The organism is Rouxiella silvae, assembly GCF_002093625.1.
GTDB classification, from domain to species: domain Bacteria; phylum Pseudomonadota; class Gammaproteobacteria; order Enterobacterales; family Enterobacteriaceae; genus Rouxiella; species Rouxiella silvae.
The window spans coordinates 78,240-104,971 of the sequence record NZ_MRWD01000009.1 but is presented as its reverse complement, the minus strand read 5'-3'; the positions used below and the strand labels follow the sequence as shown (position 1 = coordinate 104,971).

The window sequence follows — 26,732 nt, the reverse complement described above, 5'->3', positions numbered from 1 at the left end:
ATTTGCCTGGCGGCAGTAGCGCGGTGGTCCCACCTGACCCCATGCCGAACTCAGAAGTGAAACGCCGTAGCGCCGATGGTAGTGTGGGGTCTCCCCATGCGAGAGTAGGGAACTGCCAGGCATCAATTTAGAAAGTGTACTGTGTAGCAGTAAGGCAGTTGCCTGCTCGAGTAAGAGAGCAGGACTAAAAGCTTCGCTTTTAGCACGTTGCTTGCAACGGCCCGAAGGGTGTATGACGAAGTCGTACATAAACTGCCAGGCATCAAATTAGTCTTCCATTCCCCTGACAAGGAATAACAACGAAGACAAACTGACCTCAGACCGATTGTCTGAAGTGAGTGAAAGAACCGGTGGAGCGGTAGTTCAGTTGGTTAGAATACCTGCCTGTCACGCAGGGGGTCGCGGGTTCGAGCCCCGTCCGTTCCGCCAATTATTGCAAAACCCTGAATCGAAAGATTCAGGGTTTTTTGCATTTAAGCGTTGGGTATTTAGCATTGTTAAGCGTATCCACAGGGGAAAATACGCATAAAACAGATCGAATTTACCGCTGATCGACTACGTTTAACTGAGTTTTGATATCCTGAGCTTGGTTTACTGCTCAGCGGTTGTCGTTCTTAGGTAATAACGTTACTCGGTGGTGTAGTTGTCTTCCAAATGCGTTAAGGCCCGGCGAGAATATTAAAAATAACCAATAAAACGTTAAGTAGACACTTTTATTTGGTGAATCTCTCTTTATTAATCTTATTAAAGCACAATACTTTGTTGGGTTACGCATTGAAAGAATAATACCGACGTAGTTTTATTCCTCTAATTAATTATTTTTTAATTAATCGCGCGTCAATATTTTTTGATTTGGATCCTGTTAAGATCATATTCAATTGCTCCTCGACTAGGATAATTCGTAATTGCAGATGCAACCTAGTCCGAAATCTAATAGAGTCTGATGTCACCAGAATAAATTTCCGAGAGCTCGAAAAAAATGAACTACTCATTAGCTGTACTTGATTGGCATGCAATAGCGCCGGGCGTGAGTACTTCAGAGGCCTGGTGTCAGTGGGCGTCACAGCCTGCCGGAAGTGGTTTCAAGGGCGAGATTGAAAAAAGCCAACGCATACCGATGATGTTGGCGCGAAGAATGAGCCCCGTTAGCCGCCTCGCGGTTGAGGCTGCGCTCGTGCTACTCGAAAAGCATCAAGTTGACCGAGCCGTTTTTATCAGTCGACACGGTGAGCTTGAGAGAACCTACAAAATTCTTCAGGCCCTAGCACAAGAAGAACAAGTTTCGCCGACCGATTTTTCAATGTCCGTACACAATACCGCAGCGGGATGGATGACCATAGCCGCGAAAAATGCGCTGCCCGTGACCTCTTTAACCGCGGGAAAAGACAGCTTTCAGCAGGGCCTGATTGAAGCACGCGCCATGCTGTCGGTCGAAGGCGTTGAAAACGTGTTGCTGATCGATTTCGACGGTATTGTTCCTGCACCTTATGACGATGCCTGCAGTGAAGATTATTCACCCTACTGCGTCGCACTTATCTTGGCACTGGGAAATCAGCTTACGTGTCAGCGAAGTACTGAAAAGCATATTAATTTAATGCCACAAAGCCTGATTTTTTTACGAAATTTTTTACTGGAAAACGCAGCATTCAGTATCGGAAGCGCGACCGGGCAATGGCAGTGGCAGCGAACAGATTAAAAAACTGGAAATGATAAAATGCAACGTGCCAACCTGTTAAACCGCCTATGGCGATGGTTTGCGACCGGAATATTTTTTGTATTTTTCGGATTAGGAGGGCTGGTACTTTCGCTTATCTGGTTTAACCTATTGCGACTGCTTATACGTAATCCTGAACGTCTTCATTCTATTACGCTAAACAGTATAAAAAATAGTTTCCGCCTGTTCCTGAATTTATTACGCCGGGTGGGCGTACTTGATTACCGAATAGAAGGGGCTGAGCTTTTTAAGCAGGATAAAGGTTGTCTGGTTGTCGCTAACCATCCCAGTCTGCTCGATTATGTGTTGCTCGCCTCCTGTATGCCGCGCTGTGACTGCATTGTGAAACAGGCGCTGCTGAAAAACCCTTTTGTCCGCGGAGTCATCAAGTCCGCGGGCTATCTGGTTAACACAGAATCTGAAACCCTGCTCCGAGCCTGTGAAGAAAGGCTAAAAGGCGGCGGGACTCTTCTTATTTTTCCAGAAGGGACTCGATCTGTTTTGGGAAAAGAGATTACTTTACAGCGTGGTGCTGCCAACATCGCGCTGAGAACCGGCTGTGATATTCGCGTGGTTTATATCTCTTGCCATCCACCCATGCTAACAAAGCAGGGCCGATGGTATAATATTCCAGCGAATAAGCCTTTGTTTATTATTAAAGTTAAAAGCAAAATTGTGACCCAGGATTTTATTGAAGCAAACGATGCCTCGCCTGCAATGGCCGCGAGACGTCTGACTCATCACCTGCGTTCTGAGCTAATATTGAAAAATAACGAGAAATAAGTAATGGATCCATTAAGTAACGAAATTAAAGTTTTGATCATCGATACCCTTAACCTTGAAGGGATGACGCCAGATGAAATAGACACAGGTGCCGCGCTTTTTGGTGAAGGTTTAGGTTTGGACTCTATCGACGCGCTGGAGTTGGGTCTGGCTTTAAAAAATAAATATGGCGTCGTACTTTCTGCAGAAAGTGAAGAAATGCGTCAGCATTTTTATTCGGTAGAAACCCTCGCCAAGTTTATTACTGAACAAAAAAAATAGTCCTCTAACAATAACAATGCTTTTTGAGAAGATTTTATGCAAAAGCTTGAGATTTATCAGCAAATTACCGACCTTTTGGTCAAGTTATTTGAGCTTGATGCAAGCGATATCACACCAGAGTCGCGACTGTATGAAGACCTTGATCTAGACAGTATCGACGCGGTTGATTTGGTTGTGCATCTGCAGAAAACAACCGGTAGAAAGATAAAGCCCGAAATGTTCAAATCTGTGAAAACGGTTCAGGACGTCGTTGACGCGATCGACGAATTGCTCAATTCAGAACAGCAGTAGCCAGAGGATGGTCGAACGTCGTCAATCTCGCGCTTCACGCCTAACTGCCGTTTTGCACGCATTGATGGTCGTGACTATCATCATTTACCCTCTTGCCGTATGGCTGGGCCTCAAAAGTTGGGGAATAGGCATTTTGGCACCCGTTTTAGTGGGGGTGTTTGTTCTCAGACTGCTGACGTTTCGTGGGAAAATCAGCCAGCTTACGGCACTTGGACGAACCGCTGCGATTGCCGGCGTGATATTTGCCTCTGCAAGCTGGCTGCTGCATGAAACGCAAATGCTGCTTTATTATCCCGTGGCGGTGAATGGCCTACTGCTGCTGCTGTTTGGCTATTCACTGATTTTTCCTCCCCCTATCGTTGAGCGACTCGCCAGACTCTCTCAGCCAGAACTGCCGCCGCAGGCCGTGCAATACACGCGTCGTGTCACGCAGGTCTGGTGTGCTTTCTTCATCGTTAACGGCGCCATTGCGCTTTACACCTGCCTGAAAGGTGATATTGCACTTTGGACTTTATACAACGGCGGGATCAGTTATCTGCTGATGGGCTTATTAATGGGTATTGAATGGATAGTCAGAAAAAGACTCCAGCGCGGTTAGCATTACCGATGGAAGAATGGCTGACCCCCGTTGAAGGTGAAGATCGCCTAATAGCCTGGAGCCGTACCCAAGAGTGGCGCCACAGTGATTTTCGGCGCGACGTCACTGCGCTGATTGCCCAATTGCAGCAGCAAGCCTCCCATCGCTGGGCGCTGTGCTTCAACGACAGTTATTATTTTGCTGTTGCCCTGCTGGCGGTGCTTTACTGCAACAAATTGCCCGTGCTGCCGGGGCATCAACGGCAGGCACAGCTTGAAGAGCAACAGCCAGAGTTTGATGCTCTTCTGACCGATTGTGCTTTGAAACTGCAATGTCCTGCGTTGATACTCCCAACGGCTATTTTGGCTGTGGAACAGGCCGATAACAGCGAATTGCCCTCATTCCCTCAGGATGCTTCCCTCGTGTTGTTCACTTCGGGTTCAACCGGAACGCCGCAAAAAATCATTAAAAGCGTGGCCAGTTTACAGACTGAAAGCCAGTGGCTGGTGCAGCGCTGGGGCAAACAGCTGCACGGCGCACGCTTTGTCGCTACCGTTTCATCGCAGCACATGTATGGTCTGACTTTTCGCTTTATGCTGCCATTAGGATTAGGGTTGCCGTTCTATTCAAGCAGTCTTGAGGTTCACGAGCAGCTAGTATTTATGGCCAATCAGTTTTCCTTGGCGCTGGTCAGCAGCCCGACTTTTCTGCAGCGTTTGGACGACCGCCTCAACAAAATCAGCAGCGTGCAGATATTTTCGGCCGGTGGACCGCTTGCGGCGAAAGAGGCTGCAAGAGTGCAGCAACTTTGTGGCGTATATCCCACGGATATTTACGGCACCACTGAAACCAGTATTATCGCCAGTCGTCAGCAGCAGCATGAAGGGACGCCCTGGACGTTGTTCGACGGCGTTAAACTTTGTGTTGAGCCAGAAAATCGGGTACGCGTCTTTTCAGAATTAATCTTGCAGCCAGGAGGCATTGAGCTCAGTGATAATATTGAACTTGCCGTCAACGGCCGTGAGTTTCACTTGATTGGACGCAAAGACCGCATCGTTAAAATTGCCGAACAGCGGCTGTCTTTAAGCGAAATTGAACACCGCCTGTGCCAATTACCCACCATTGACGACGCGTGCGTGATCACTATCGAAAAAAACGGTCGCCCTTACATCGCCGCCGCTGTGGTATTAAGTGCCAGTGCGCGGCAGCAGTTGCAACAGCAGTCTCACAGCGCAGTCACGTTGGCACTGCGACAGTCTTTACGTCCGTGGTTAGCGGCCGTGGCATTACCGAGATTTTGGCGATTTCTGCCCGAAATTCCGCTTAACCAACAGGGTAAGCGGGCGTACGCTGAACTAAAGGAGCTCTTTTTATGATGCAGCCAAAGGTGTTAAATAAACACCGTATGGACAACGGCGTTACGCTCGAACTCATGCTGCAAGCGGACCTTTTCTGGTTTCAGGGGCATTTTCCGTGCCAACCTATTTTACCCGGCGTTACCCAGCTTCACTGGGTTATGGAATATGCTCGACAAGAGCTGGCGCTTGCCGGTGAATTTGGTGGGTTTGATGTGCTTAAGTTCCAGCAACCGCTTCTACCAGATCAACGAGTTACGTTGACTCTTCACTGGTTAGCAGAAAAAAATAAACTCACCTTCAGTTACCAAGTCGGCGATCGTCAGGCCAGCAATGGAAAGATAAACCTATGCTGAATCAGGTTTTTCGCCCATGTATCGTCATTCCCTGTTTTAATCACGGAGCGATGATGGCCAGCGTGCTGTCGCGACTCGCGCCGTTTGCTCTACCCTGTATCGTGGTGGACGATGGTAGCGATAATAAAACACAAGACCAGCTTAAGCGTCTGGCGCAGCAGCATTCTTGGGTTTCCCTGAAGCGCTTGCCCGAGAATCGTGGCAAAGGTGCCGCAGTGATGGCAGCGATGAAATATGCCCAGCAGCAGGGTTATAGCCACGCACTGCAGGTTGATGCCGATGGACAACATCAGTTGGCAGACGTGCCCACCTTGCTAAATGAGGCACAGGCCTTTCCTGAAAGCTTGATTTCTGGTAAGCCGGTATACGACAGTTCTGTGCCCAAGTCGCGTCTGTATGGCCGTTATGTCACGCATTTCTGGGTCTGGATAGAAACCCTTTCGTTTTCATTAAAAGACAGCATGTGCGGTTTTCGCGTCTATCCACTGAAGGCGTCGTTGGCTGTGATGCAGCAAAGCGCGATTGGCGAGCGGATGGATTTTGACACGGAAATCATGGTGCGGCTTTACTGGCAGGGGACGCGCAGCCGTTTTATCGATACCCGCGTAATTTATCCCGTAGACGGGCTTTCGCACTTTGACGCGATCAAAGACAATTTACGCATTTCGTGGATGCACACGCGGCTTTTTTTAGGCATGTTGCCACGCATTCCCACACTTCTGCGTATGAAAAAAAATGCCAGCCCCGATCCCCATTGGTCAAAAACCAGTGAACGCAGGGGGCTGTGGGGCATTCGACTGATGCTGCGCGTCTATCGCATGCTCGGGCGTCGTGCCTTTCAACTGTTGCTCTATCCGGTGATAGGCTATTTTTGGTTGACTGGACGGCGGCAGCGACGCGCCTCTCAAGACTACCTCATTCGGCTCGCTCAGGTCGCCGAGGCCAAGCGTATCGAGCTGCCTTATCGATTGAACAGTTTTCGTCATTTTATGCGTTTCGGCGATGCCATGCTGAGTAAGCTTGCCACCTGGCAGGGAGATACCCTGCTGGGAAGAGATGCCGTGCTGGTCGATAGTGTGCTCTGCGAGGCACAAATTGCCAGCGGCAAGGGCACGTTGATTATTGGCTCCCATCTCGGTGACATCGAGTCGTGTCGCGCACTGGGTGAGTTGAATAACAGCGTGAAAGTGAACGCTCTGGTGTTTACCCAGCACGCCGAAAGATTCAATCAGGTGATGAAAGAGGTCAATCCTCAGGCCAACGTTAATCTTATTCAGGTCACCAATATGGGGCCTGAAGTTGCCATTATGCTGAAGGAAAGGCTCGATCGCGGCGAGTGGGTGGCGATCGTTGGCGATCGCACCTCTGCCAGCGGCTATCATCGACGGGGTTCACAGCGCCTGATTTACAGCGAATTTCTAGGCGCGCCAGCCGCCTTCCCGCAGGGACCTTTTATTTTGGCCGCCGCACTGCGAGTTCCCGTTTTCCTGATGTTTGGCATCGTGCAACAGCATAAGCTGAATGTCTATTTCGAACCTTTTGCCGATCCGCTGCTCCTTCCTCGGGCTACCCGGCAACAAAGTTTGCAAGATATCGTCGACAGTTATGCACAACGCCTAGAGCATTACAGCCTGCTGGCGCCGCATGACTGGTTTAATTTTTATGATTTCTGGAAGCATCCCGAAGATGCGCCAACTGACAGAGAGCCCGAGTGATATGGCTGAGAAAAAAGATCCGCGTTTATCCGATCCTCGTTTTTCGACCCGCATCGAGATAACTGTGCCTTTTCACGACGTCGATTCGATGGGCGTAGTGTGGCACGGCAACTACTTTCGTTATCTTGAGGTCGCTCGCGAGGCGCTGTTAAAACAGTTTGGCTACGGCTATCGCGAAATGGAGGCATCTGGGTATGTCTGGCCGATTGTAGACACCCGCGTGAAATACATTGGACCGGTCACCTTCGAACAAAAAATTGTCGTACAGGCCGAAGTGCAGGAGTTTGAAAATCGCCTGCGTATTGGCTACCAGATTTTTGATGCTCTTACCGGCAAGCGCACTACCCGGGGCTTCACGCTTCAGGTCGCGGTAAGTATTGAAAGCAAAGAGATGTGCTTTGCCTCACCGGCAATACTGTTCGAAAAAATGGGAGTCAGTTAATGATGCGTTTTCTACTGCTACTTGTGGGTCTGGTCAGCCAGACAGCGCAGGCTGTGACCCTCGACGACCTGCAAATGCGATTCAGCCAACAGCCGGTTTTACGCGCCGACTTTAGCCAGCAGCGCAGCGTCAGCGGCATGGACCAGAAGCTCAACTCCAGCGGTAACCTGATTATTTCCCGCAGCGACGGACTGTGGTGGCAGCAGCAGAAGCCTTTCCCCTTGAGCCTGCTGCTCACCGAGAGCAAAATGGTGCAGACTATGGCCGGGCAGGAGCCGCAGGTCGTCACTGCGCAAAACAACCCGCAGATGTTTCAATTTAACTCGCTGCTAACGGCGTTGTTTCACGCCGACCACCGCGCACTGGAGCAAAACTTTGCGCTGGATTTCCACGATCGAGGGCAGGGTAATTGGACGCTGGAATTAACGCCGAAAACGTCGCCGCTAAATCGCCTGTTTAAGACTATTACCTTGGACGGTCAAACCTTCCTTAATAATATTGATATCAATGATATGCAGGGCGACAGCACGAAAATTCGCTTTTTTAACCAACGTACAGAGCCTAAGACCTTAACCGATGCAGAGAAGCCGCATTTTTCTTCCTGAGCGCCATCGCCAACTGGCATTCGGTTGGTTGATGATTTGTTTGATACTGACAGCCGCGCTTTTTTGGTTGCTGCCGCGCAGCCAAGTTAATAGCAGCGTATTGGCGCTGTTGCCTAAACAACAGCTGAGCGGCGTACCTGATACGCTTTCAAGCGCTTTTAGCCAGAGGCTCGACCGCCAATTAATGTGGTTGGTAAAGCCGCCCGCGGGCGAGCAAAGTAAAAAGGCGCTCGAAGATTGGCTTACAAATCTTCGTCAATTATCGTCGCTGCAGCAGGTTGAAGGCCCGATGGACGCTGAGCATCAGCAACAGTGGGGGCAGTTTTTCTTCAGTCACCGTAACGCGATGCTCGACGCGGCGACGCGGGCGCGGTTGACCAACGGCGCGGCGGCACAGTCGCAGTGGATCCTCGGACAGGTTTATTCGGCCTTCGCCGGCGTCAGTGGTAAAGAGTTGGCGAACGATCCGCTGCTCCTGGTGCGCGCCTCACAGATGGCTCAACAGCAAAACGGCGCAGCAATGACGCTCGATGATGGCTGGCTGATGGCAAAAGACGCGCAGGGGCAGAGTTGGTATCTGGTCCACGCCGAGCTGCGGGCCTCTTCCTACGACATCACCAGCAGCAAGCAAATAGTGGCGCGGCTCGACGCGTTAAAAACACAGTTTCAGAGCCGTTGGCCAGGAGCTGAGGTGCTAGAGCGCGGCACGGTTTTTTACAGCAACTACGCTAGCCAGCAGGCCGAACACGATATTTCAACCCTAGGGATAGCCTCGGTAATTGGCGTTTTCGCACTGATTTTGCTGATGTTCCGCTCGGTGGTGCCGATGCTGCTCAGTCTGCTGTCGATTTCGATAGGCGCACTCGCGGGCACGGTGATGACGCTGTGGGTATTTGGCGAAATCCACGTGATGACACTGGTGCTCAGCACCAGCATTGTTGGGATTTCTGCGGATTATACGCTCTATTTTCTTACCGAACGTCGCGTTCACGGGCAGCACTCAACGCCGCTTGAGAGTCTGAAAAAACTATTTCCCGCTCTCTCAATGGCTATGTTAACCACAGTTACCGCCTATCTTATGCTGCTGATTGCGCCATTCCCCGGCATGCAGCAGCTGGCAGTGTTTGCCGCTGCCGGGCTGAGTGCGGCCTGCATTACCGTGATGTGCTGGTATCCCTATCTGGCAAAACGCCTGCCGGTCGGACCTACGCCCGGTCTTACGCTGATTTTGCGTTGGCTTCACGCCTGGCGTAACAAGCAAGGTCTGCGGATTGGCCTGCCGTTGGCTGTGCTGCTGTTGGCGACGGTGGGTATCTCTCGTCTGCAGATAAACGACGATATTGGTCAACTACAGGCACTTCCGGCCGGTTTATTGAAGCAGGAACAAAAAATAGCGGCACTGACCGGCCAGTCGAGCGAGCAAAAATGGCTGGTGGTGTATGGCGAAAACCCCGAATTGACGCTGCAGCGGCTTGAAGCGCTTGAGCCTCGCCTGATACAGGCGAAAAAAGACGGCATTCTTGGCGGCTACCGACTGCTTGGCTTACCTTCTTTACAGCGGCAGAAGGACGATTTGGCGCTATTGGCGCAGCGCGCGCCGCAGGTGGCGAGCCGTTTGCAGCAGGCTGGCCTCAACGTTAATGTGGCCGACGTGTCAGCACAGTGGGTGACGCCGCAGATGTGGCAAAAAAGCGTAATAAGTCAGGGCTGGCGGCTGCTTTGGCTCTCGTTGCCCGACGGACGTAGCGCGGCTCTGGTTCCGGTCAGTGGTGTCACTGACAGTGCGGCTATACAAAAGATGGCGCAGTCAATGATTGGCATCGGCTGGATTGATCGTAAAACTGAATTCAGCAGCCTGTTCGAACAGTATCGAGTGATGCTTTCCTGGCTGCTTGCGCTTGCTGCTGGGGTTATTTCAGCGATTTATCTGTGGCGCTTTCGCTGGCCTCACGGCGCGATTTGCTGCATTCCAACCTTGTTGTCGCTGGCGATGGGCGTTGCCGCACTTGGGCTTAGCGGCCATAGCCTGAATCTGTTTTCACTGCTGGCGCTAATTTTGGTCTTGGGGATTGGTATCAATTACACCCTGTTTTTCACTAATCCACGGGGAACGCCGACCACCTCAATGTTTGCCATTTTCATGGCGGTGGTCACCACGCAGCTGACGTTTGGCATGCTGGTGTTCAGTTCGACTCAGGCGATTAGCAGTTTTGGCATTGTGCTGAGTAGCGGAATATTGACCGCTTTTGTCCTGTCGCCGCTCACGCTTGCGGGCAAAAAAAGAGGGATCAAAAAATGATAAAAGCCAAATGGCTGTTGATAATGTTGACTATATTGCTGGCGGGATGCGCATCGCGCCCAGACTCCAGCACGCAGGCGCAGGCGTGGCTTAAACCCGGCGTTCGGGTGTCGCTGCCTGCTCCGCGGCTAAATGAAAAGCTCGATCAGCAACAGTTGTTGACCGGGACTGTGGACGGGAAACAGCAATCACTGTGGGTGTTGCTCAACGCCAACGGACAAACTTTGCAACTGGCGGGCCTGTCACCGCTGGGGATCCGCCTGTTTAAAGTGCTGTATGACGGCAGCGGCATTCACACTGAGCAGGCAATAAAAATCGCTCATCTGCCGCCTGCCAATCAAGTTTTGGCCGACATCATGCTCAGCTATTGGCCAATTAATCGCTGGCAACCCCTGCTGCCCGCCGGTTGGAAGCTGGTCGATCAAGATACCACGCGCACGCTGTTTGATGAGTCAGGCCAAGTCGTTACGCAGATTGATTACGTGAGTGAAAACGGTAAACGCCAGCCTGTTGCAATAACCCAGCACGCATTCCACTATCATATTGCGATTCAAAATATGGGGGGCGGTGAATGATCTATTTTTCAGCGGTGGGCATGGTCAATGCGTTGGGCAACCAGGTTAATGAAATTGCTGATAATTTATCCGCAGGATGCTCTCCCGGTCTCTCGCTACAGGATCAATGGCTGACCAGCAAGCAACCGATTTGGCTCGGAAAAGTTCTGAATGAATTGCCCGAGGTTCCCGATTCGCTTGCCCGCCACCGCAGCCGCAACAATCAATTACTGATGGCCGCGCTGCAGCAAATTCGCCCCGAGATTGACCGCGCCATTCAACAATACGGTAAAGACCGAGTGGCGGTGGTGATGGGCACCAGCACCTCAGGGATTGCGGAAGGCGAAGAGGCAGTTAAATACAGCCTCTCAGAAGGCGTTTTCCCCGAGGAATACAACTATCAACAGCAGGAGTTGGGCGACCCCTCGCAGTTTCTTGCCAAACTACTGAATCTTGACGGCGTAGCTTATACGCTCTCAACGGCCTGCTCATCCAGCGCCCGGGCCATTATCAGCGGTCAACGTCTCATTGAAGCCGGCCTTGCTGACGTTGCGCTGGTGGGCGGCGCAGACAGCCTGTGCCGTATGCCCATTAACGGATTTTCCAGCCTTGAAGCGCTCTCTGATACGCGCTGCAAACCGTTTGCCACTGAGCGAAACGGCATCAACATTGGTGAAGCCGCCGCACTTATTCTGCTGACGCGAGAACCTTCGGAAGTGGCTTTGCTGGGCGTGGGCGAGTCTTCCGATGCGTGGCATATGTCAGCACCGCATCCACAGGGCGAGGGCGCAGAGCGGGCCATGCGCATGGCGCTTGAGCAGGCAGGTATGGCTCCCGAAGACTTGGGTTACATCAACCTTCACGGCACGGCGACCGAGCAAAACGATCGGGTAGAAGCCCAGGTTGTTCAACGCCTGTTTGGCGACCGCGTTCCCTGCAGCTCCACTAAACATTTGACCGGCCACACGCTGGGTGCTGCCGGAGCGACCGAGGCTGCCCTGTGTTGGCTGCTGCTTACCCGCGACATGGCGCTGCCTGAGCAAGATTTTTCACAGTGTACGCCCGATGCCAGTCTGGGAGAGTTTGGACTGGTGACGCAGCCACAGCGTCTGCAAAAGTCGGCCATTTTGTCCAACTCATTTGCCTTTGGCGGCAATAACGCCAGCATTTTATTGGGGAAAGCACCATGAATTATTTATGCGCAGAACATTATCTCCCCCATGCCGCACCGATGGTGTTAATTGAAAAGGTGCTGAATGTCGGTGAGCAGTCGGCCTGCTGTCAGGTCACCGTTAATTCCGACGGCGTATTGGCTCCATTTATTGATGCGCAGGGAAACCTACCGGCGTGGTATTCCATCGAATTAATGGCGCAAACAGTGGGTGTCTGGAGTGGATGGCACAGCCAGCAACGCGGCAGTGAGCCTCGGCTCGGCATGCTGCTAGGCGGACGTGGACTCAAATGCAGTGTGCCGGCGTTTCCGGCAAACGGCATTTTGACCATTGACGTCAGCATGTTATTACAGGATGAAAAGTTGGCCAGTTTCGAGTGCGTTATAACCTTAAACACCGACGATGGCACTGGCGGGGTAAGCGTTGCCGAGGCGAGGTTAAACACCTATCAGCCTGAACCAGAAGAATTAAAAAAATTAATGCAAGGTACAGCGACATGACGCGTTCAGTATTAGTGACCGGCGCCAGTAAAGGTATTGGTCAGGCTATCGCCGTTCAGTTGGCGAAAGATGGATTTACGCTGGTGGTGCACTACAACAGCGACCGGCAGGGCGCGGAGCATACCGTTATGCAGATAAAACAGGCGGGCGGCAGTGCCAGAACCCTTAGCTTTGATATCAGCAATCGCCTGCAATGTCGTGAGGCGATTGAGGCCGATATTGCCGAACACGGTGCCTATTATGGCGTGGTGAATAACGCGGGAATAACCCGCGACGGTGCCTTTCCGGCACTGAGTGAAAGCGATTGGGACGGTGTTATTCACACTAATCTCGACGGTTTTTATAACGTGCTTCACCCCTGCGTTATGCCAATGATTGGCCTGCGTCAGGGCGGTCGCATTATCGCGCTGTCCTCGGTTTCAGGTATTACCGGCAACCGTGGGCAGGTCAATTACAGTGCCGCCAAGGCTGGGATTATCGGTGCCTGCAAAGCCCTGTCGCTGGAGCTCGCTAAGCGGAAAATTACCGTTAACTGTATTGCGCCGGGGCTTATCGACACCGGCATGCTCGATATGCAGCCGCAGGCCGTTGATGCCGCCATGAGCATGATCCCGTTAAAACGGTTGGGATCCGCCGAGGAGGTCGCCGGTTTGGCCCGCTATTTAATGTCGGATATCGCGGGCTATGTTACCCGTCAGGTCATTTCGATTAACGGGGGAATGGTATGAGTCTTCAGCGCGTGGTTATCACCGGCATGAAGGGCGTTACCGCCTTTGGCAACGGCTGGAACGAGGTGTCGGAGCGGTTGTTACAGGGTCGTAATGCAGTCAGACACATGGACGAGTGGGTGATTTATCAGGGGCTTAATACTCATCTGGGCGCACCCATCGACGACTTTGTGCTGCCTGAACACTACACCCGTAAACGAATTCGTTCGATGGGCCGAGTTTCTTTACTTTCGACCCGTGCGACCGAACTGGCGCTGGAGCAGGCGGGACTGATTGGTGATCCGGTGTTGACCAATGGCGAAACCGGTATTGCCTTCGGTTCATCCACTGGCAGCACCAAACCGGTCAGTGAATTTGCCACCATGCTAACCGAACAGCACACCAACAATATTACCGGTACCACTTACGTGCAAATGATGCCGCACACCACGGCGGTGAATGCGGGTCTGTTCTTTGGTTTAAAAGGACGCGTGATCCCCACCTCCAGTGCCTGCACCTCAGGCAGCCAAGCTATTGGTTATGCCTTTGAAGCGATACGACACGGCTATCAAACGGTGATGGTGGCGGGCGGTGCGGAAGAGCTTTGTCCGTCAGAAGCAGCCGTGTTTGATACGTTGTTTGCCACTAGCCAGCAAAATGATACCCCGCAGCTTTCTCCGCGGCCGTTTGATAAACACCGCGATGGACTGGTGATTGGCGAAGGCGCGGGCGCGCTTATTCTTGAATCTCTCGACCACGCACAGGCACGCGGGGCTAAGATTTATGGCGAAATTATCGGATTTGCGACCAACTGCGATGCCGCGCATATTACCCAGCCGCAGCAGGAAACCATGCAAATCTGCATTGCCAAGTCGATTAAACAGGCCGGGCTTGAACCTGCCGATATTGGTTATATCAATGCGCACGGCACGGCGACCGATCGCGGCGATATTGCCGAAAGTCATGCCACCGCCGCCGTGTTCGGTGATAAGACGCCGATCTCGTCGCTTAAAAGTTATTTCGGCCATACGCTGGGAGCCTGTGGCGCTTTAGAAGCGTGGATGTCGCTAGAAATGATGAACGAAGGGCGATTTTTCCCCACGATTAATCTGACAGAGCCAGACCCGCTTTGTGGCAATCTTGATTACCTGATTGGCACACCGCGTCACATCGAGACAGAGTTTATCCAGTCAAATAACTTTGCCTTCGGCGGTATCAACACCTCGCTGATTTTTCGCCGTTGGCCTTAAGATGGTAGCCGCGCTGGCCGTTTGTGATCTCATTGAGCCTGTTTCAACGCGGCGTCTGTCTCCTGCTTTATTACAAGAGGCAGCCGCAATGAGTGCGCGGCGGTCAGCAACATTTTTGGCGGGCCGGTCACTGCTGGCCGAACTGATGTTTCTGCTCTTTAAGCAGCCCATACTGCCGAAAATTGTTGTGGATGCGGCGGGTAAACCGGCATTTGCCGACCCTTCTCTGCCTTTTTTCAATCTCAGTCACAGCGGCGATAGGCTGCTGGTGGTGGTTTCAGCTTTGGGGCCGGTAGGCTGTGATATTGAAATCAACCGTCAGCGGCGCGGGTTAACGGCGTTGGCCGCGGAATTTTTCTCGCCCACAGAGAATCAATGGATTAAGGCTCAGCCTTCGCCGCAAACGGCCTTTTGGCAACTCTGGTGCCTGAGAGAAGCGCTGTTGAAACAGCGCGGAGAGGGCATTTGGGCAATGCAAAGCATCCAGATCGATCCCGCGCAGCACACCTTCTCGGCCGAATGCAAAGTCTCCCACCTTTTTGTGAGCTCAACCGAGGGCCTGATTCTTTCTGTGGCTCTTCCCACGTCGGTGAGCAAGCTGCAACATTGGCGTCTGAGCTTTGATAAAAGTCAGCTAGAAAAGGTACCTGAACCTGGTTGGCAGCAGTTTAAACCGCAGGTATCGCCGTGCTGATTATTGCATTTTAGTCAAAAGTATTATGACATTGCGGTTGTTTTAATCCATTAAACCCCAGTTCATACTCTCAGCATACCTCGACCTCCAAAGCGGGTCAGAACATAAATAACCTTTATTAAAGAGAGTATTACTATGAGTATACCTGTATTCGGTTTAGGGACTTTTCGTTTAAAAGACCAGATTGTTAAAGACTCCGTAACTACCGCGCTTGAGCTCGGTTATCGCGCCATCGATACCGCGCAAATCTATGACAATGAATCCGCAGTCGGTGAAGCGATTGTAGAGAGCGGCGTAGCGCGCAGCGAAATTTTCATTACGACTAAAATCTGGATTGAAAATTTAAGCACCGATGCGCTGATCGAGAGCTTAAAAACGAGCCTCGATAAGTTGAAAACTGACTATGTCGACTTAACTCTGATCCATTGGCCATCGCCAAACGCAGCGGTGAGCGTAGCGGAAACTATGCATGCCTTGGTAAAGGCGAAAGAGCTGGGATTGACCCGTCAAATTGGCATCTCGAACTTTACTGTCGCGCTGATGCAAGAAGCTATCGATGCGGTAGGTGCAGCAGAAATCGCCACTAACCAGATTGAACTGTCGCCGTTCCTGCAAAATCGTAAGGTAGTAGATTTTGCCCACCAGAATAATATTGCTATTACTTCTTATATGACGCTGGCCTACGGTGACGCGTTAAAAGATGCGACGATCATTAAGATTGCGCAAAATCATAACGCGACGCCGGCACAGGTTGTTCTAGCCTGGGCGCTGCAATTGGGCTATGCGGTGATTCCGTCGTCCACTAAACGTACCAACCTCGAAAGTAATCTGTTGGCGCAGCAGTTGACGCTGACTGCCGATGAGATGTCGCAGATCGCCGGGCTTGAGCGAGATGGCCGTTTGGTCAGCCCTGAAGGTTTGGCCCCAGACTGGGACTGATTATTTTGTGACTATTTTGTGATTTTTTTCTGAGTTTGCTGTGTCTATATCCTCAAAGCCCAAGCGCAGGTTTGGGCTTTTTTTTGACGGTTGCTGTGCGCTTATTTACGCCTCGGGATCATCTTGCCCCAGTTTTTCACTCAGAAAATCAATAAAGCAGCGAATACGGGTGCTTACCGCCTGATCGCTGTAATAGACCGCGTGTAAAGGCATGGCAATGCGCATCACGTCAGGCACTAAGAGCGCCACTAAATCCCCTCTCTCGATATCTTTATTGATCATAAAATCTGACAGGCAGGCAATGCCATTTCCCGACAGGCACAGCTGCCGCAGGGTTTCACCGCTGCCCGCGCTAACGAAGGGAGTAATAGTCAGTTGCTGCCCGTCGGCACACAGCAGCGGCCATTTATTTAACGCCAGCACTTCGTTGAATCCCAAACAGCGGTGATTGGCTAAGTCATCAACGCTCTTAGGCACGCCCCATTGCTGAAGATAGGCGGGAGAGGCCAGAACGTGACGGTAACTCAGCATAAGTTTGCGCGCGCGCAGACTGGAGTCTTCCAGCTCACCCACGCGGACTGCGACATCAACCTTCTGATCTATCAGATTAATATTGCTCTCTGAGGAATAAAGCGAAAGGGTCATTTTGGGATAGCGACGGGTAAATTCGGCAACCAGCGGAGAAAGTACGTGCAAAATAACCGGCGTCGCGGCGTCAATACGCAGCAGCCCCTGTGGTTCATTGCGATGCTCCAACAGGTCGTTTTCTGCCGCCGCCATGTCCTGCAGGATTTTTTGCACCCGCGTAAAGTAGCGCTCACCTTCGTGCGTCAGGCTAATTTGCCGCGTAGTACGGTTTAGCAACTGGATATCCAGTTTCTGCTCAAGGCGTTTTATGGTGCGACTGACCACTGAATTGTCCTGTCCCAGTTGCTCGGCCGCACGGCTGAAACTGCCGCTTTCTACCACGGTAACAAACACCATCAGCTCTTCAGAGCTCGCTTTCATTATTGCCTCTCCAGCATAAATGATTTGATACTTTGGTTATTTTTGTCATTTAAACACAGGGTGATGACGACTGCCATCAATGAGTTTTTATGAACTCAGTCTGATAATTTCTGAGTTTGTCTTAAAGGGCTAAACTTTGAAACGAGGCAGCGGGCTTTTTTTATCAATAAGATGAGAGAAGTCGCAACTATTCTGCTCAGGATGTATACCAATGTAAACAAATTGGGGGTTCCTGTTCGGGGGCGTATACTGAGAAATACCGCTGAAGGGAAATTTTTCCGCACAGCAGACTCTCGATGGACATCACCAGCACTCCTTCGCAGTGAAAAGTGCTGGATCAAATGGGTTAACAGTGTGCCGAAAAAAACGTATGCAATGAGGTATGTTGCAGGTCAACCGGTCGAGCAAATATTCCCGGGTGTGTTAGCACATCTTGGGCCGAGCCTGCCGCCGGGGGCTGCACTGCCTAATTCGAACATTTTACGCATCATGGTTTGGAACATTTTCAAGCAGCAGCGTGCTGATTGGCTCTCTGTACTGCAGGGCTTTGGCAAGGATGCGCAGCTGGTTTTGTTGCAGGAAGCGCAAACTACACCCGAGCTGATCCGTTTTGCTACCTCACATTACATGGCCGCCGATCAGGTTCCGGCCGTTTCTCTTCCGCAGCATCCTTCTGGCGTTATGACGCTAGCGGCGGCGCATCCGGTTTATTGCTGTCCGCTGCGTGAGCGTGAACCGCTGCTGCGGCTGGCAAAATCGGCTCTAGTGACGGTGTATCCGTTGCTTGATGGTCGTTTGCTGATGGTGGTGAACATTCATGCGGTGAACTTCAGCATCGGCGTTGATGTTTACAGCAAGCAGCTTGACCCGATAGGGGAGCAAATCGCTAATCATAAAGGGCCGGTAGTGATGGCGGGAGATTTTAACGCCTGGAGTCGCCAGCGAATTAACGCGCTGTACGGCTTTGCCGGTAACATCTCACTACAGGAAGTGCGTTTCCCTTTAGACTTGCGTCGCCGGGCGTTTGGTCGGCCGTTGGACTTTATCTTCTATCGCGGGCTGAGTGTCACTAACGCGCAAGTATTGGATACTCGGGCTTCAGATCATAATCCACTGCTGGTGGAGTTCTTGGCGCAACAGCCACCGGAAGGTATCGATTTATAAAAAATGCCCCGATTGATGGCTTCACGCCCCGAGGCATTTTTGTTTCCCAAATTTTACTGCTGAAGAATGTTACTACGTTGATTACGCTATCTCATCAACCTGCTTCATTCCTTTCTGCGTTTTATTCTGCTGGCGAGGATAAAAACGCCCCTCTTTTAATGACGTTTCAATCTCTTCAAGTGAGCGGCCTTTGGTTTCCGGCACCAGGAAGAAAATAAACAGGAATCCCAACAGATTAAGCAGGGCGTAGAACCACATTGCACCACCAATCCCCAAGATACCCACCAGCGAAAGCGCCGTGGCGGTTAGCAGCAGGTTAGAGCCCCACAGCGTTGCGGCGTGCAAACTGGTGGCTTTTTCCCTGATCCCCATCGGATAGACTTCAGAACCCAGCAACCAGCCAATCACCTGAATACCGCCCGAGTTGAACACCATAAATGCAAACAGGCAGGTGACAATCAACCAACCGTACTGCTGCCCTTTAGAATCAAGCATGAACATGAGACCGAGCAGGAACAGGCTGATAACTGCTCCGGGCATCATCCACAGGGTTAGCGTTCGGCGACCCACGTGGTCAACCACCAGTTTACCGATAACGGTCATCACCAGGTAAATAACCGCTACGCCTAGCGCCGAGTGCAGCGCCGCTGCGCGGCTAAAACCGGCATCAGTCAGAAAGGTCGGCGTGTAATAGATCATCATTTCGATGCCGGAAAGCTGTGTGAAGGCGGCGACGCCTAAACCGGCAATCAGGGCAGGGCGCATCCAAGGTTGCTTCAAATCCTTCCAGCCAGCCACGCTTTTACGCTCGACTTTATCGTGCACTTTTTGAATATTTCTAAGCTCATGGCGGACTTCACGGTCAGTTTCTCGTACCATATTCAGCGCGATACGCGCCTCTTTGGTTCGCTTCTGACCCACCAACCAGCGCGGGCTTTCCGGCATGGGGAACATCCCTACCAGCAGTATCAATGCTGGAATGGCGGCAACTGAAAACATCACACGCCATGACCAGATATCCTGCATAAATGCGCCTACCAAGCCAGCGGTCAGAATGCCAATACCGATTGAAATATTGAAAAAGGTCACCAGTCGCCCACGTTTTTCAGGCGGGGCCAGCTCGGCAATATATACTGGCACAATTTGCGACGCTCCCCCGACGGCGAAGCCTAAAACAATACGCGCCATGCCCAACCAAAAAGCAGAGGCTGAAAGGCCAGAGCCGATAACGCCGACGGCGAAGATGGCCGCAACCGTCATCACCGTATAGCGGCGACCCATTACGCTCGAAAGTTTACCGCAGCAAAGTGCACCGATGACTGCACCCACTAAAATAGCGCTGGTCACTAACTCTTGTGCATGGTTCGAGAGAGAGAAATCATGGGTTATTTGCAGCAGAGCGCCTGAAATAATCCCTGTGTCATATCCATAAAGGAAACCGGCTATTGCGGCTATGCCTGTGGCAGTAAGGAGAAACGCATCGGCGCTGAGAAAATTGTTGTTATCACTATTTTCAACCGTAGCGGGAGCGCTATTTTCGCCCCCTCGCGTCTCTGAGAGTGTTTCTCGTTTTTCTTCATTTGTCTGCGTCATAAGTACCTTGTTTTATAGTTTATTATTAGTGTTTCAAATACGTCCTTGCAAAAGTGGGAGAGGGAAAATAGGGTGGCCAATCAATCTTTAAATGGGTGAGAAAATAGTGGCCGATCGCGCTGTCTTTCCCCTCGCCTTATGTCATAACACTAGGTCTGGTCTGCTTCTCACCGCTTATAAGGTATAACAGCAAAGAAAAGGGATGTCATATTTTTGTGACCGCAATCACATATTTTTTGATGATTATGGACTTTGAGCCTGTCAGTTGCGCTTTTCGTAAAATTATCTTCTGTCTATTTTTAGCTGTAGTTTTAATTGTATTTTTGGGCGGGCAGCGGTGATTTCGTTAATTCTTGCCAGACGAATGAATTTATAGAATGTCGAGGGGGTGAGAGGGGGCGATTATTTTTACGTGAATATATGACGGCGAAAAAAGGTTATTTACCGTGAGAGCACGACGGGAAAAGATTATTTATTTTAGGGTAATAGCAGGTACTTGAGATGAAAAAAAAAGCACCCAATGGGTGCTTTTCTAAGGGCTACGAAGTTGTATCAGCTATCAGGGCTCTGCTTGCCGCTAACGTAAAGTGTCAGCTTTTCACCAGGCTGTAGGCTGTCGGTGCCCGCGTTCCAGCGCATCACATCTTTGATGTTCACGCCATTGCGCTTGGCAATGCTCGACAACGAATCGCCTTTACGTACCTGATACGTAATACTGCCGTTGCTGCTACCGTTAACGCCGCTGTCTGCCACTTGCAGGGTTTGCCCAACTTTTAACACGCTCGCCGAGCGTAAATTGTTCCAACGCTGTAAGTCACCGGACTTCACATTCAGTTTGGCTGCAATTCCTGTCAGGCTATCGCCGGAGCGGACCTTATAAGAAGCTGCACCAGACGTGCTGTTGCTGGCCAGTCTTGTTTCCTGAACCGCACTGATGTCTCCATCAGCCAGGGAATCTTTGAGCTGGTCGGCATGCGCCTTGGGTAACACAATGTAATGAGGGCCGTTAGGGGCCGTGACATTACGTTTGTAGCCGGTATTAAAGGATTTAAGCTTAGTCAGTGACATGCCCGCCATCTCAGCCGCCTGAGTTAACTGCATCTGTTGACCCACTTCAACACGCGCTAGTGCACGGTCTTCGTCAGGTTTCGGTAAGCTAATCCCGTATTTTTTACTGTGCTTAAGAATATCGCTAAGCGCCAACATCTTGGGTACATAAATCGACGTTTCACGAGGAAGCGCCAGTGACCAGAAGTCAGTCGGTCGACCTTTTGCTTTATTCTGTTTAATCGCCTGCATCACGCGACCTTCACCGCTGTTATAAGCTGCAATGGTTAATAACCAGTCGCCGCCAAACATTTTGTTCAGGCTTTGCATCATATCAAGCGCAGCAGTTGTCGATGCCACAACATCGCGGCGACCGTCATACCACTGGTTTTGTTTCAAACCATAGTTGCGACCCGTACTTGGCACAATCTGCCATAACCCAGCGGCATTAGCTGCTGAGGTTGCTTTGGGGTCAAAAGCGCTCTCCACTATGGGTAGCAGTACCAGTTCCATCGGCATATTGCGTTTCTTAATCTGCTCGGTGATCCAGTACATGTACGGCTCTGCCCGTAATGTTACATCGTGGAGATAGCTCTTCTGTTTCAGATACTTTACTTTTTGCTCACGGATCCGGGAATTATCCGGAACCTTCATCTTCAGCTCGTCGCCAATGAAGTTCCACAGATTCTTTTGCGCATTGGGGTCACTTGTACCTAACCACTGTGCCGATGTCGACTGACCATCGTCTGTGTACTCTCCTGCTTCACTTTGACTTGCCGAAGACAAACTCTGTGCATGCTGTTCTGGCACCTTGACGTCCTGCCTGGACGCCTGGCAACCCACTAGCAACACCGAGGCGAAGATAATCGCTTTAGCCTTCATGTGTGTGTCATAGTTGCTTAAAAGACGAGCAATACTACTTTGCCCTGCCAAAAAAGACAACTAAAAGCTTCAGAAGCTATCCTTGAGCTGGCGTAAAAGCGCAAAAACCTGCCAGTCGTGCGTTATGCTTTCGTTAAGGTTTAAATTGTTTTGTAAATCAACGTCATGGCAGCGTAAGAATAGGTTGATTTTACGTTCTAAACCGAGGGTTGTAGGCAGGGATGATTGCCCATTTTTGCGCTTATCCACTACGGTTTGTTCATGTGCTGAAATATCGGAATCGTCTGGCAGGATTGAACGTGCAAACTTAAGATTTGAAACTGTATATTCGTGCGCGCAACAGACAAGTGTGTCGTCAGGAAGTTCCGCTAAGCGTTGAAACGATTGGTACATTTGCTGTGGAGTGCCTTCGAATAAACGTCCGCATCCGGCAGAAAACATCGTGTCACCACAGAAAAGATAAGGTGCGCTGTAGTATGAAATGTGACCAAGAGTGTGCCCGGGCGTAGCAAAAATCGACCAATTCACCCCCCCAATTTCGACCTCATCACCACTTTTAAGAATTATCTTAGCCCCTTTGGCTGAAGTTTCTTCAGGGCCGTACACTTTTACAGCAGGAAATTGCTTGATAATTGCGCTAACGCCGCCAGTGTGGTCGTGGTGATGATGGGTCAGCATAATGGCTGAAGGGGTTAATTGGTGTGCGGCCAGTGCCTCAAGCACCGGCGCGGACTCGCCCGGATCAACAATCACACAATGACCATTTTGGTCGTCAAGCAACCAAATGTAGTTGTCCTGTAATGCCGGAATACTGATAAGATTCATCACAAACTCCTGTTAAGCACTTGCCTGAAAGTTGAAAAAAAATCATGAAGTCAGCACATATTCGCAAAAAGCTCGTGGTGCCTTCATCCTGGGACGATATTCCCCGTGGTGATTACTACCGTGCCGCGCTTGAAGAACAACTGCAACCTTGGTGGAGCAAGTTGTATGGCTTTCATTTACTTAAAATTGGCAATTTGAGCACTGAAATCAGTAGCGAAGACTGCACTATTTCGCATCAGGTTAACGTTGCACCGGAGGGAGACAAGGTGCACGTTCGCGGTGACCCTTATTATCTGCCGTTTGAGCAGAAATCGGTCGATGCCTGCCTGCTGTGCCACACCCTAAATTATGCCACCGATCCGCATCGTATTCTTCGTGAAGTCGATAGAGTATTGATCGATGACGGCTGGCTAGTGTTGAGCGGCTTTGCTCCCTTTAGTTTACTTGGGGTCGGCAAATGCATCCCTTTTTTACGCAAGCGTCAGCCGTTTAACAGCCGCATGTTCACTCAGACGCGACTGATCGACTGGCTAAGCCTGCTTAATTACGAGGTGATGTTTAAATCGCGCTTTCAGGTATTGCCGTGGCATAAGCAAGGTGGACGCATGATTAGCACCCACCTTCCTGCGTTAGGCTGCATGACAGTGATTGTGGCAAGAAAGCGCACGCTGCCGCTGCTGCCTACCGCTAAAAAAATGCCCGCGCGCCGACAGTCTATCGCGCAACCCGTCGGGGCCAATAAAAGCTACCGTAAAGATCACGAGGACTAACTCGGCGCGGTGCAGGCTATTTTTCGGGCTGATACCCTACGTCTTCGAGCGTTGGATTACCGGCAGCGTTGCGCGCCAGTTCGTCACAACGTTCGTTTTCCGGGTGACCGGCGTGGCCTTTTACCCACATCCAGTTCAGGGTGTGGGTCTGAATCGCTGCATCAAGGCGTTTCCATAAATCGACGTTTTTCACCGGCTTTTTATCAGCCGTTTTCCAGCCGCGTTTCTTCCAGTTGTGGATCCACATCGTGATCCCCTGGCGCACGTACTGGCTGTCGGTGCTTAGCGTGACGTCGCACGGCGTGGTTAACGCCTCAAGTGAAACAATGGCCGCCATCAGCTCCATGCGGTTGTTGGTCGTCAGCCGGTAACCTGCACTAAACGGTTTTTCATGTTCTTTATAGCGCAATATTGCGCCGTAACCACCGGGTCCCGGATTGCCGAGGCAAGATCCGTCGGTGAAAATTTCTACCTGTTTGCGCATCTCTGGTAGACTCTTCCATCAGAATGTAAAAGCCAAGTCTGACATAAACGAGCGCTATGAGCACTGCAATATGCTAACGACACCTACTAGACAGATTGTTCTCGATACTGAAACCACCGGCATGAATAAGCTGGGCGTCCACTATGAAGGACACCGCATCATCGAAATCGGTGCCGTTGAGGTCATCAACCGCCGTTTGACCGGTCGAAATTTTCACGTGTACCTCAAGCCCGACAGGCTGGTGGATCCGGAGGCGTTCGGCATTCACGGTATCAGTGACGAATTTTTAGCCGATAAGCCGACTTTCGCTGAAATCGCCGATGACTTCCTTGATTATATTCGCGGCGGCGAATTGGTGATTCACAACGCGAACTTTGACATCGGTTTTATGGACTACGAGTTCGGTATGCTGGGACGTAACATCGCCAAAACCGAAACGTTTTGTAAAATTACCGACAGCCTGTTCATGGCGCGCAAGCTGTTCCCCGGCAAACGCAACAACCTCGATGCGCTCAGCGATCGTTATCTAATCGACAATAGTAAGCGAACGCTGCACGGCGCGTTACTTGACTCCGAAATCCTCGCTGAAGTTTATCTCATGATGACCGGTGGGCAGACGCTGATGAAGTTTTCCCACGAGGGTGAGCAAAATACCGGCGTCGACGGACTGGATATTCAGCCAATCTTGCGTCCCGTCTCGGGATTAAGGGTGTTGATGGCGAGTGACGAAGAGTTGAGTGCGCACGAAACGCGTCTGGATTTGGTCATGAAGAAGGGCGGCAGCTGCCTGTGGCGTCCGGCACCGCCGGAAACACTGGCTGAATAAAATGCTGATTTTTGTGACACCAATTTGAGCATCCTGCGGAAATACTGAGCAAATAGAATTATTTGTCAGAAAAAACATTGACGGAATCATTGGTCAACCGTAATATTCGCCTCGTTCCAGTGACATGGAGCGGCAGTAAAAGAAGTAAAGTGGAGCGGTAGTTCAGTTGGTTAGAATACCTGCCTGTCACGCAGGGGGTCGCGGGTTCGAGCCCCGTCCGTTCCGCCACATTCAGAAGCCCTGATTCAGTAATGAATCAGGGCTTCGCTGCTTTTATCCTTCCAGAAATTACTCTTTACCCAACTCAGCTTTTACATAGCTCATTGACGTTGCCGCCGCGCGGTCGTGTCGTGCGATAAAACGGTAGAATCCACCCGATAAAAATGCACCGATAAACCAGCTAAAATTCGCTACCTGATGCAGACTTGGCGTAAAGCTAATCACCAGACCAATCACCACGGCAGGCAACAGGGAGCCAATGGCTTTAGGGTTGAAACCGTTGCGATACCAATAACGGCCTGAAGGCGTATCGTTGAACAGCGCATCTACATCAAGATGTCCGCGCTTAATCAGATAATAATCCACCAGTAAAATACCGAACAGTGGCCCAATAAACGCACCCAATACGTCGAGCGTATAGTGAATGAGCTCAGGAGACTGGAACAGGTTCCACGGCGTCAGCAAAACAGAACCTACCGCCGCAATCATCCCGCCGGTACGAAAGCTGATTTTCTGCGGTGAACAGTTGGAGAAGTCGAAGGCGGGTGAAACGAAGTTGGCGACAATATTGATGCCGATAGTGGCAATAATCATCGTCAGCAGCCCAAGCGCAACGGCAACGCTGTTACCCACGCGGCTTACGGTTTCAATCGGGTCGGTAATCATGGTGCCGAACAGCGACTGCGTGCCTGAGACAATCACCACAGTAACAATCGAGAACAGCAGGAAGTTAAACGGCAGGCCCCAACGGTTGCCGCGGCGAATTTCGCCCATGCTTTTGCCGTAGCGAGAGAAATCCCCAAAGTTAAGCAGCGGACCCGAGAAGTAAGACACCACCAGCGCTGTTGCGGTAATCATCTCCCAGGTTTGTTGGCCCGCAGACAGTGACTTGCTTGCCAGAGTAAACGAAATATTGCTCAGACCGGTTTTGTATACAATCCATCCAGCCAACATCAGCATCACCACATACACCGCCGGGCCAGCCACGTCGATAAAGCGTTTAATCGCGCTCATACCGTGCCAGAACACCATCGCCTGCAGCACCCACATCACGCCAAAACAAATCCAGCCCAATGCAGAAAGACCCAGCCAGTGTGGCACTGTCAGCGGATTAAGCGCGGGGAAGAACTTAAGCATCACCAGCATCAGCGCGCTGGCGGCCAAGTAGGTTTGAATGCCGTACCAGGCAAAGGCAATCAGGCCACGGATGACCGCCGGGATATTTGCGCCAAACACGCCAAAGGCCTGACGGCAAATAACCGCATAAGGGACACCTGCCTGCTGGCTAGGTTTCGCCACCAGATTAGCGCAGAGCTGTACGATGCAAATGCCGCACAGCAGGCAAATCAGCACCTGCCAGCTGGCCAGTCCTAGAGTGAAGAAGCTGGCGGCAACAACGTAACCTCCCATGCTGTGTACGTCTGACATCCAGAAGGAAAAGATGTTGTACCAACTCCAGTTCTGATCGCGGGTTGGTGCCAAATCATCATTGCATAACCTGGGGCTGTAGTGCGGTTTGATAATTCCGGCACTCAGTTGAGGGTCAGCAGCAGAGGTGTTTTCCTGGTTTGGCATAAATCGTGCTCCTGTCATAAACAACATTTGAAATAGGGGGAAGCCGATGTCCGGCAGTCCAAAAAATTAATCATTCAAATGTGCAGTGCAGGAATTAGGCCAAATCTCATTTTTTGTATACAAAA

At 51.1% G+C, this 26,732-nt stretch carries 27 protein-coding genes, 2 tRNA genes and 1 rRNA gene; 24 read left to right on the top strand and 6 right to left on the bottom strand.

The genetic code is table 11. The annotated features are described in order from the left end of the window. Positions 1–5: 5 nt before the first annotated feature. The 20 genes from rrf to dkgB all read left to right on the top strand — a co-directional run bounded on the left by rrf (position 6) and on the right by dkgB (position 16,214). A 5S ribosomal RNA gene (rrf, locus tag BS639_RS05675) occupies positions 6–121 on the top strand. Between the two features lie 231 nt (positions 122–352). Continuing rightward, positions 353–429, top strand: a tRNA-Asp gene (locus BS639_RS05670). Positions 430–979: 550 nt separating this feature from the next. Then, on the top strand, positions 980–1,696 hold the full coding sequence (locus BS639_RS05665) for a beta-ketoacyl synthase chain length factor (protein ID WP_084982467.1): 717 nt from the start codon (positions 980–982) through the stop codon (positions 1,694–1,696). Positions 1,697–1,714: 18 nt separating this feature from the next. After that, complete coding sequence (locus BS639_RS05660) at positions 1,715–2,497, top strand: 1-acyl-sn-glycerol-3-phosphate acyltransferase (protein ID WP_084982466.1); 783 nt, start codon at positions 1,715–1,717, stop codon at positions 2,495–2,497. A gap of 3 nt (positions 2,498–2,500) precedes the next feature. Then, positions 2,501–2,758 (top strand): phosphopantetheine-binding protein, encoded by a 258-nt coding sequence (locus BS639_RS05655; protein WP_084982465.1) that lies wholly within the window; start codon positions 2,501–2,503, stop codon positions 2,756–2,758. Positions 2,759–2,794: 36 nt separating this feature from the next. Further along, on the top strand, positions 2,795–3,049 hold the full coding sequence (locus BS639_RS05650; protein ID WP_055781040.1) for an acyl carrier protein: 255 nt from the start codon (positions 2,795–2,797) through the stop codon (positions 3,047–3,049). Between the two features lie 7 nt (positions 3,050–3,056). Further along, a complete protein-coding gene (locus BS639_RS05645; protein ID WP_084982464.1) occupies positions 3,057–3,647 on the top strand; it encodes a COG4648 family protein in 591 nt (196 codons plus the stop codon). Beyond that, positions 3,614–5,002, top strand: coding sequence for an AMP-binding protein (locus BS639_RS05640; RefSeq protein WP_084982463.1), 1,389 nt, complete (start codon positions 3,614–3,616; stop codon positions 5,000–5,002). Before BS639_RS05645 ends, BS639_RS05640 begins: the two co-directional genes overlap by 34 nt. Next, positions 4,999–5,337 (top strand): ApeI family dehydratase, encoded by a 339-nt coding sequence (locus tag BS639_RS05635; protein WP_084982462.1) that lies wholly within the window; start codon positions 4,999–5,001, stop codon positions 5,335–5,337. The genes BS639_RS05640 and BS639_RS05635 overlap by 4 nt, the downstream gene beginning before the upstream one ends. Next, positions 5,331–7,052, top strand: a complete 1,722-nt coding sequence (locus BS639_RS05630) for a glycosyltransferase family 2 protein (RefSeq protein ID WP_084982461.1) — start codon at positions 5,331–5,333, stop codon at positions 7,050–7,052. Before BS639_RS05635 ends, BS639_RS05630 begins: the two co-directional genes overlap by 7 nt. A 1-nt stretch (position 7,053) precedes the next feature. Beyond that, positions 7,054–7,494: an acyl-CoA thioesterase gene (locus BS639_RS05625; RefSeq protein WP_084982460.1), complete on the top strand. Its 441-nt coding sequence runs from the start codon at positions 7,054–7,056 to the stop codon at positions 7,492–7,494. After that, positions 7,494–8,099 carry a LolA family protein gene (locus BS639_RS05620; protein WP_084982459.1) on the top strand — a complete coding sequence of 202 codons (606 nt, stop codon included), beginning with the start codon at positions 7,494–7,496 and terminating at the stop codon, positions 8,097–8,099. The genes BS639_RS05625 and BS639_RS05620 overlap by 1 nt, the downstream gene beginning before the upstream one ends. Continuing rightward, positions 8,071–10,398, top strand: a complete 2,328-nt coding sequence (locus tag BS639_RS05615; protein WP_084982458.1) for an MMPL family transporter — start codon at positions 8,071–8,073, stop codon at positions 10,396–10,398. The genes BS639_RS05620 and BS639_RS05615 overlap by 29 nt, the downstream gene beginning before the upstream one ends. Further along, complete coding sequence (locus BS639_RS05610) at positions 10,395–10,973, top strand: DUF3261 domain-containing protein (protein ID WP_084982457.1); 579 nt, start codon at positions 10,395–10,397, stop codon at positions 10,971–10,973. Before BS639_RS05615 ends, BS639_RS05610 begins: the two co-directional genes overlap by 4 nt. After that, entirely contained in the window at positions 10,970–12,142 is a 1,173-nt protein-coding gene (locus BS639_RS05605; protein WP_084982456.1) for a beta-ketoacyl-[acyl-carrier-protein] synthase family protein, read from the top strand. The genes BS639_RS05610 and BS639_RS05605 overlap by 4 nt, the downstream gene beginning before the upstream one ends. Then, positions 12,139–12,624: an ApeP family dehydratase gene (locus BS639_RS05600; RefSeq protein WP_084982455.1), complete on the top strand. Its 486-nt coding sequence runs from the start codon at positions 12,139–12,141 to the stop codon at positions 12,622–12,624. Before BS639_RS05605 ends, BS639_RS05600 begins: the two co-directional genes overlap by 4 nt. After that, positions 12,621–13,352, top strand: a complete 732-nt coding sequence (locus tag BS639_RS05595; protein WP_084982454.1) for a 3-ketoacyl-ACP reductase FabG2 — start codon at positions 12,621–12,623, stop codon at positions 13,350–13,352. The genes BS639_RS05600 and BS639_RS05595 overlap by 4 nt, the downstream gene beginning before the upstream one ends. Next, complete coding sequence (locus BS639_RS05590) at positions 13,349–14,581, top strand: beta-ketoacyl-ACP synthase (protein WP_084982453.1); 1,233 nt, start codon at positions 13,349–13,351, stop codon at positions 14,579–14,581. The genes BS639_RS05595 and BS639_RS05590 overlap by 4 nt, the downstream gene beginning before the upstream one ends. Before the next feature lie 88 nt (positions 14,582–14,669). Continuing rightward, the gene (locus BS639_RS05585; RefSeq protein ID WP_158086919.1) at positions 14,670–15,275 is read left to right on the top strand and encodes a 4'-phosphopantetheinyl transferase family protein; all 606 of its coding nucleotides are present in this window, start codon (positions 14,670–14,672) and stop codon (positions 15,273–15,275) included. Positions 15,276–15,410: 135 nt separating this feature from the next. After that, positions 15,411–16,214, top strand: coding sequence for a 2,5-didehydrogluconate reductase DkgB (gene dkgB, locus BS639_RS05580; protein WP_084982451.1), 804 nt, complete (start codon positions 15,411–15,413; stop codon positions 16,212–16,214). Positions 16,215–16,319: 105 nt separating this feature from the next. Here dkgB and yafC read toward each other — a convergent pair whose 3' ends face one another. Then, a complete protein-coding gene (gene yafC, locus BS639_RS05575; protein WP_055781092.1) occupies positions 16,320–17,222 on the bottom strand; it encodes a DNA-binding transcriptional regulator YafC in 903 nt (300 codons plus the stop codon). Positions 17,223–17,576: 354 nt separating this feature from the next. On the opposite strand from yafC, the gene BS639_RS05570 reads away from it, so the two are divergent. Beyond that, the gene (locus tag BS639_RS05570; protein WP_055781095.1) at positions 17,577–18,386 is read left to right on the top strand and encodes an endonuclease/exonuclease/phosphatase family protein; all 810 of its coding nucleotides are present in this window, start codon (positions 17,577–17,579) and stop codon (positions 18,384–18,386) included. Positions 18,387–18,467: 81 nt separating this feature from the next. Here the strand turns inward: BS639_RS05570 and BS639_RS05565 are convergent, their stop codons facing one another. The 3 genes from BS639_RS05565 to gloB form a co-directional block, all read right to left on the bottom strand. Further along, complete coding sequence (locus BS639_RS05565) at positions 18,468–19,979, bottom strand: sugar porter family MFS transporter (RefSeq protein WP_084982450.1); 1,512 nt, start codon at positions 19,977–19,979, stop codon at positions 18,468–18,470. A 552-nt stretch (positions 19,980–20,531) separates the two neighbouring features. Then, the gene (gene mltD / locus BS639_RS05560; protein ID WP_055781101.1) at positions 20,532–21,908 is read right to left on the bottom strand and encodes a murein transglycosylase D; all 1,377 of its coding nucleotides are present in this window, start codon (positions 21,906–21,908) and stop codon (positions 20,532–20,534) included. A gap of 69 nt (positions 21,909–21,977) precedes the next feature. Beyond that, positions 21,978–22,733: a hydroxyacylglutathione hydrolase gene (gene gloB, locus BS639_RS05555; protein WP_084982449.1), complete on the bottom strand. Its 756-nt coding sequence runs from the start codon at positions 22,731–22,733 to the stop codon at positions 21,978–21,980. Positions 22,734–22,777: 44 nt separating this feature from the next. On the opposite strand from gloB, the gene BS639_RS05550 reads away from it, so the two are divergent. Further along, positions 22,778–23,503, top strand: coding sequence for a methyltransferase domain-containing protein (locus tag BS639_RS05550; RefSeq protein WP_084982448.1), 726 nt, complete (start codon positions 22,778–22,780; stop codon positions 23,501–23,503). A 16-nt stretch (positions 23,504–23,519) separates the two neighbouring features. Here the strand turns inward: BS639_RS05550 and rnhA are convergent, their stop codons facing one another. Beyond that, positions 23,520–23,987, bottom strand: a complete 468-nt coding sequence (gene rnhA / locus BS639_RS05545; protein WP_055781109.1) for a ribonuclease HI — start codon at positions 23,985–23,987, stop codon at positions 23,520–23,522. Between the two features lie 70 nt (positions 23,988–24,057). Here rnhA and dnaQ point away from each other — a divergent pair, with 70 nt between their 5' ends. Together dnaQ and BS639_RS05535 are read left to right on the top strand one after the other, a co-directional pair. Beyond that, the gene (gene dnaQ, locus BS639_RS05540; RefSeq protein ID WP_055781112.1) at positions 24,058–24,813 is read left to right on the top strand and encodes a DNA polymerase III subunit epsilon; all 756 of its coding nucleotides are present in this window, start codon (positions 24,058–24,060) and stop codon (positions 24,811–24,813) included. Positions 24,814–24,964: 151 nt separating this feature from the next. After that, a tRNA-Asp gene (locus BS639_RS05535) sits at positions 24,965–25,041 on the top strand. 60 nt (positions 25,042–25,101) lie between these two features. Here the strand turns inward: BS639_RS05535 and BS639_RS05530 are convergent. Further along, complete coding sequence (locus BS639_RS05530) at positions 25,102–26,607, bottom strand: NCS1 family nucleobase:cation symporter-1 (RefSeq protein ID WP_055781115.1); 1,506 nt, start codon at positions 26,605–26,607, stop codon at positions 25,102–25,104. Positions 26,608–26,732 lie beyond the last annotated feature (125 nt).

Bases quoted from the DNA above. Each gene is read 5' to 3' on its own strand.
- BS639_RS05665 (WP_084982467.1), top strand. From the start codon at position 980: ATGAACTACTCATTAGCTGTACTTGATTGGCATGCAATAGCGCCGGGC.
- BS639_RS05660 (WP_084982466.1), top strand. From the start codon at position 1,715: ATGCAACGTGCCAACCTGTTAAACCGCCTATGGCGATGGTTTGCGACC.
- BS639_RS05655 (WP_084982465.1), top strand. From the start codon at position 2,501: ATGGATCCATTAAGTAACGAAATTAAAGTTTTGATCATCGATACCCTT.
- BS639_RS05650 (WP_055781040.1), top strand. From the start codon at position 2,795: ATGCAAAAGCTTGAGATTTATCAGCAAATTACCGACCTTTTGGTCAAG.
- BS639_RS05645 (WP_084982464.1), top strand. From the start codon at position 3,057: ATGGTCGAACGTCGTCAATCTCGCGCTTCACGCCTAACTGCCGTTTTG.
- BS639_RS05640 (WP_084982463.1), top strand. From the start codon at position 3,614: ATGGATAGTCAGAAAAAGACTCCAGCGCGGTTAGCATTACCGATGGAA.
- BS639_RS05635 (WP_084982462.1), top strand. From the start codon at position 4,999: ATGATGCAGCCAAAGGTGTTAAATAAACACCGTATGGACAACGGCGTT.
- BS639_RS05630 (WP_084982461.1), top strand. From the start codon at position 5,331: ATGCTGAATCAGGTTTTTCGCCCATGTATCGTCATTCCCTGTTTTAAT.
- BS639_RS05625 (WP_084982460.1), top strand. From the start codon at position 7,054: ATGGCTGAGAAAAAAGATCCGCGTTTATCCGATCCTCGTTTTTCGACC.
- BS639_RS05620 (WP_084982459.1), top strand. From the start codon at position 7,494: ATGATGCGTTTTCTACTGCTACTTGTGGGTCTGGTCAGCCAGACAGCG.
- BS639_RS05615 (WP_084982458.1), top strand. From the start codon at position 8,071: ATGCAGAGAAGCCGCATTTTTCTTCCTGAGCGCCATCGCCAACTGGCA.
- BS639_RS05610 (WP_084982457.1), top strand. From the start codon at position 10,395: ATGATAAAAGCCAAATGGCTGTTGATAATGTTGACTATATTGCTGGCG.
- BS639_RS05605 (WP_084982456.1), top strand. From the start codon at position 10,970: ATGATCTATTTTTCAGCGGTGGGCATGGTCAATGCGTTGGGCAACCAG.
- BS639_RS05600 (WP_084982455.1), top strand. From the start codon at position 12,139: ATGAATTATTTATGCGCAGAACATTATCTCCCCCATGCCGCACCGATG.
- BS639_RS05595 (WP_084982454.1), top strand. From the start codon at position 12,621: ATGACGCGTTCAGTATTAGTGACCGGCGCCAGTAAAGGTATTGGTCAG.
- BS639_RS05590 (WP_084982453.1), top strand. From the start codon at position 13,349: ATGAGTCTTCAGCGCGTGGTTATCACCGGCATGAAGGGCGTTACCGCC.
- BS639_RS05585 (WP_158086919.1), top strand. From the start codon at position 14,670: ATGAGTGCGCGGCGGTCAGCAACATTTTTGGCGGGCCGGTCACTGCTG.
- dkgB (WP_084982451.1), top strand. From the start codon at position 15,411: ATGAGTATACCTGTATTCGGTTTAGGGACTTTTCGTTTAAAAGACCAG.
- yafC (WP_055781092.1), bottom strand. From the start codon at position 17,222: ATGAAAGCGAGCTCTGAAGAGCTGATGGTGTTTGTTACCGTGGTAGAA.
- BS639_RS05565 (WP_084982450.1), bottom strand. From the start codon at position 19,979: ATGACGCAGACAAATGAAGAAAAACGAGAAACACTCTCAGAGACGCGA.
- mltD (WP_055781101.1), bottom strand. From the start codon at position 21,908: ATGAAGGCTAAAGCGATTATCTTCGCCTCGGTGTTGCTAGTGGGTTGC.
- gloB (WP_084982449.1), bottom strand. From the start codon at position 22,733: ATGAATCTTATCAGTATTCCGGCATTACAGGACAACTACATTTGGTTG.
- BS639_RS05550 (WP_084982448.1), top strand. From the start codon at position 22,778: ATGAAGTCAGCACATATTCGCAAAAAGCTCGTGGTGCCTTCATCCTGG.
- rnhA (WP_055781109.1), bottom strand. From the start codon at position 23,987: ATGCGCAAACAGGTAGAAATTTTCACCGACGGATCTTGCCTCGGCAAT.
- dnaQ (WP_055781112.1), top strand. From the start codon at position 24,058: ATGCTAACGACACCTACTAGACAGATTGTTCTCGATACTGAAACCACC.
- BS639_RS05530 (WP_055781115.1), bottom strand. From the start codon at position 26,607: ATGCCAAACCAGGAAAACACCTCTGCTGCTGACCCTCAACTGAGTGCC.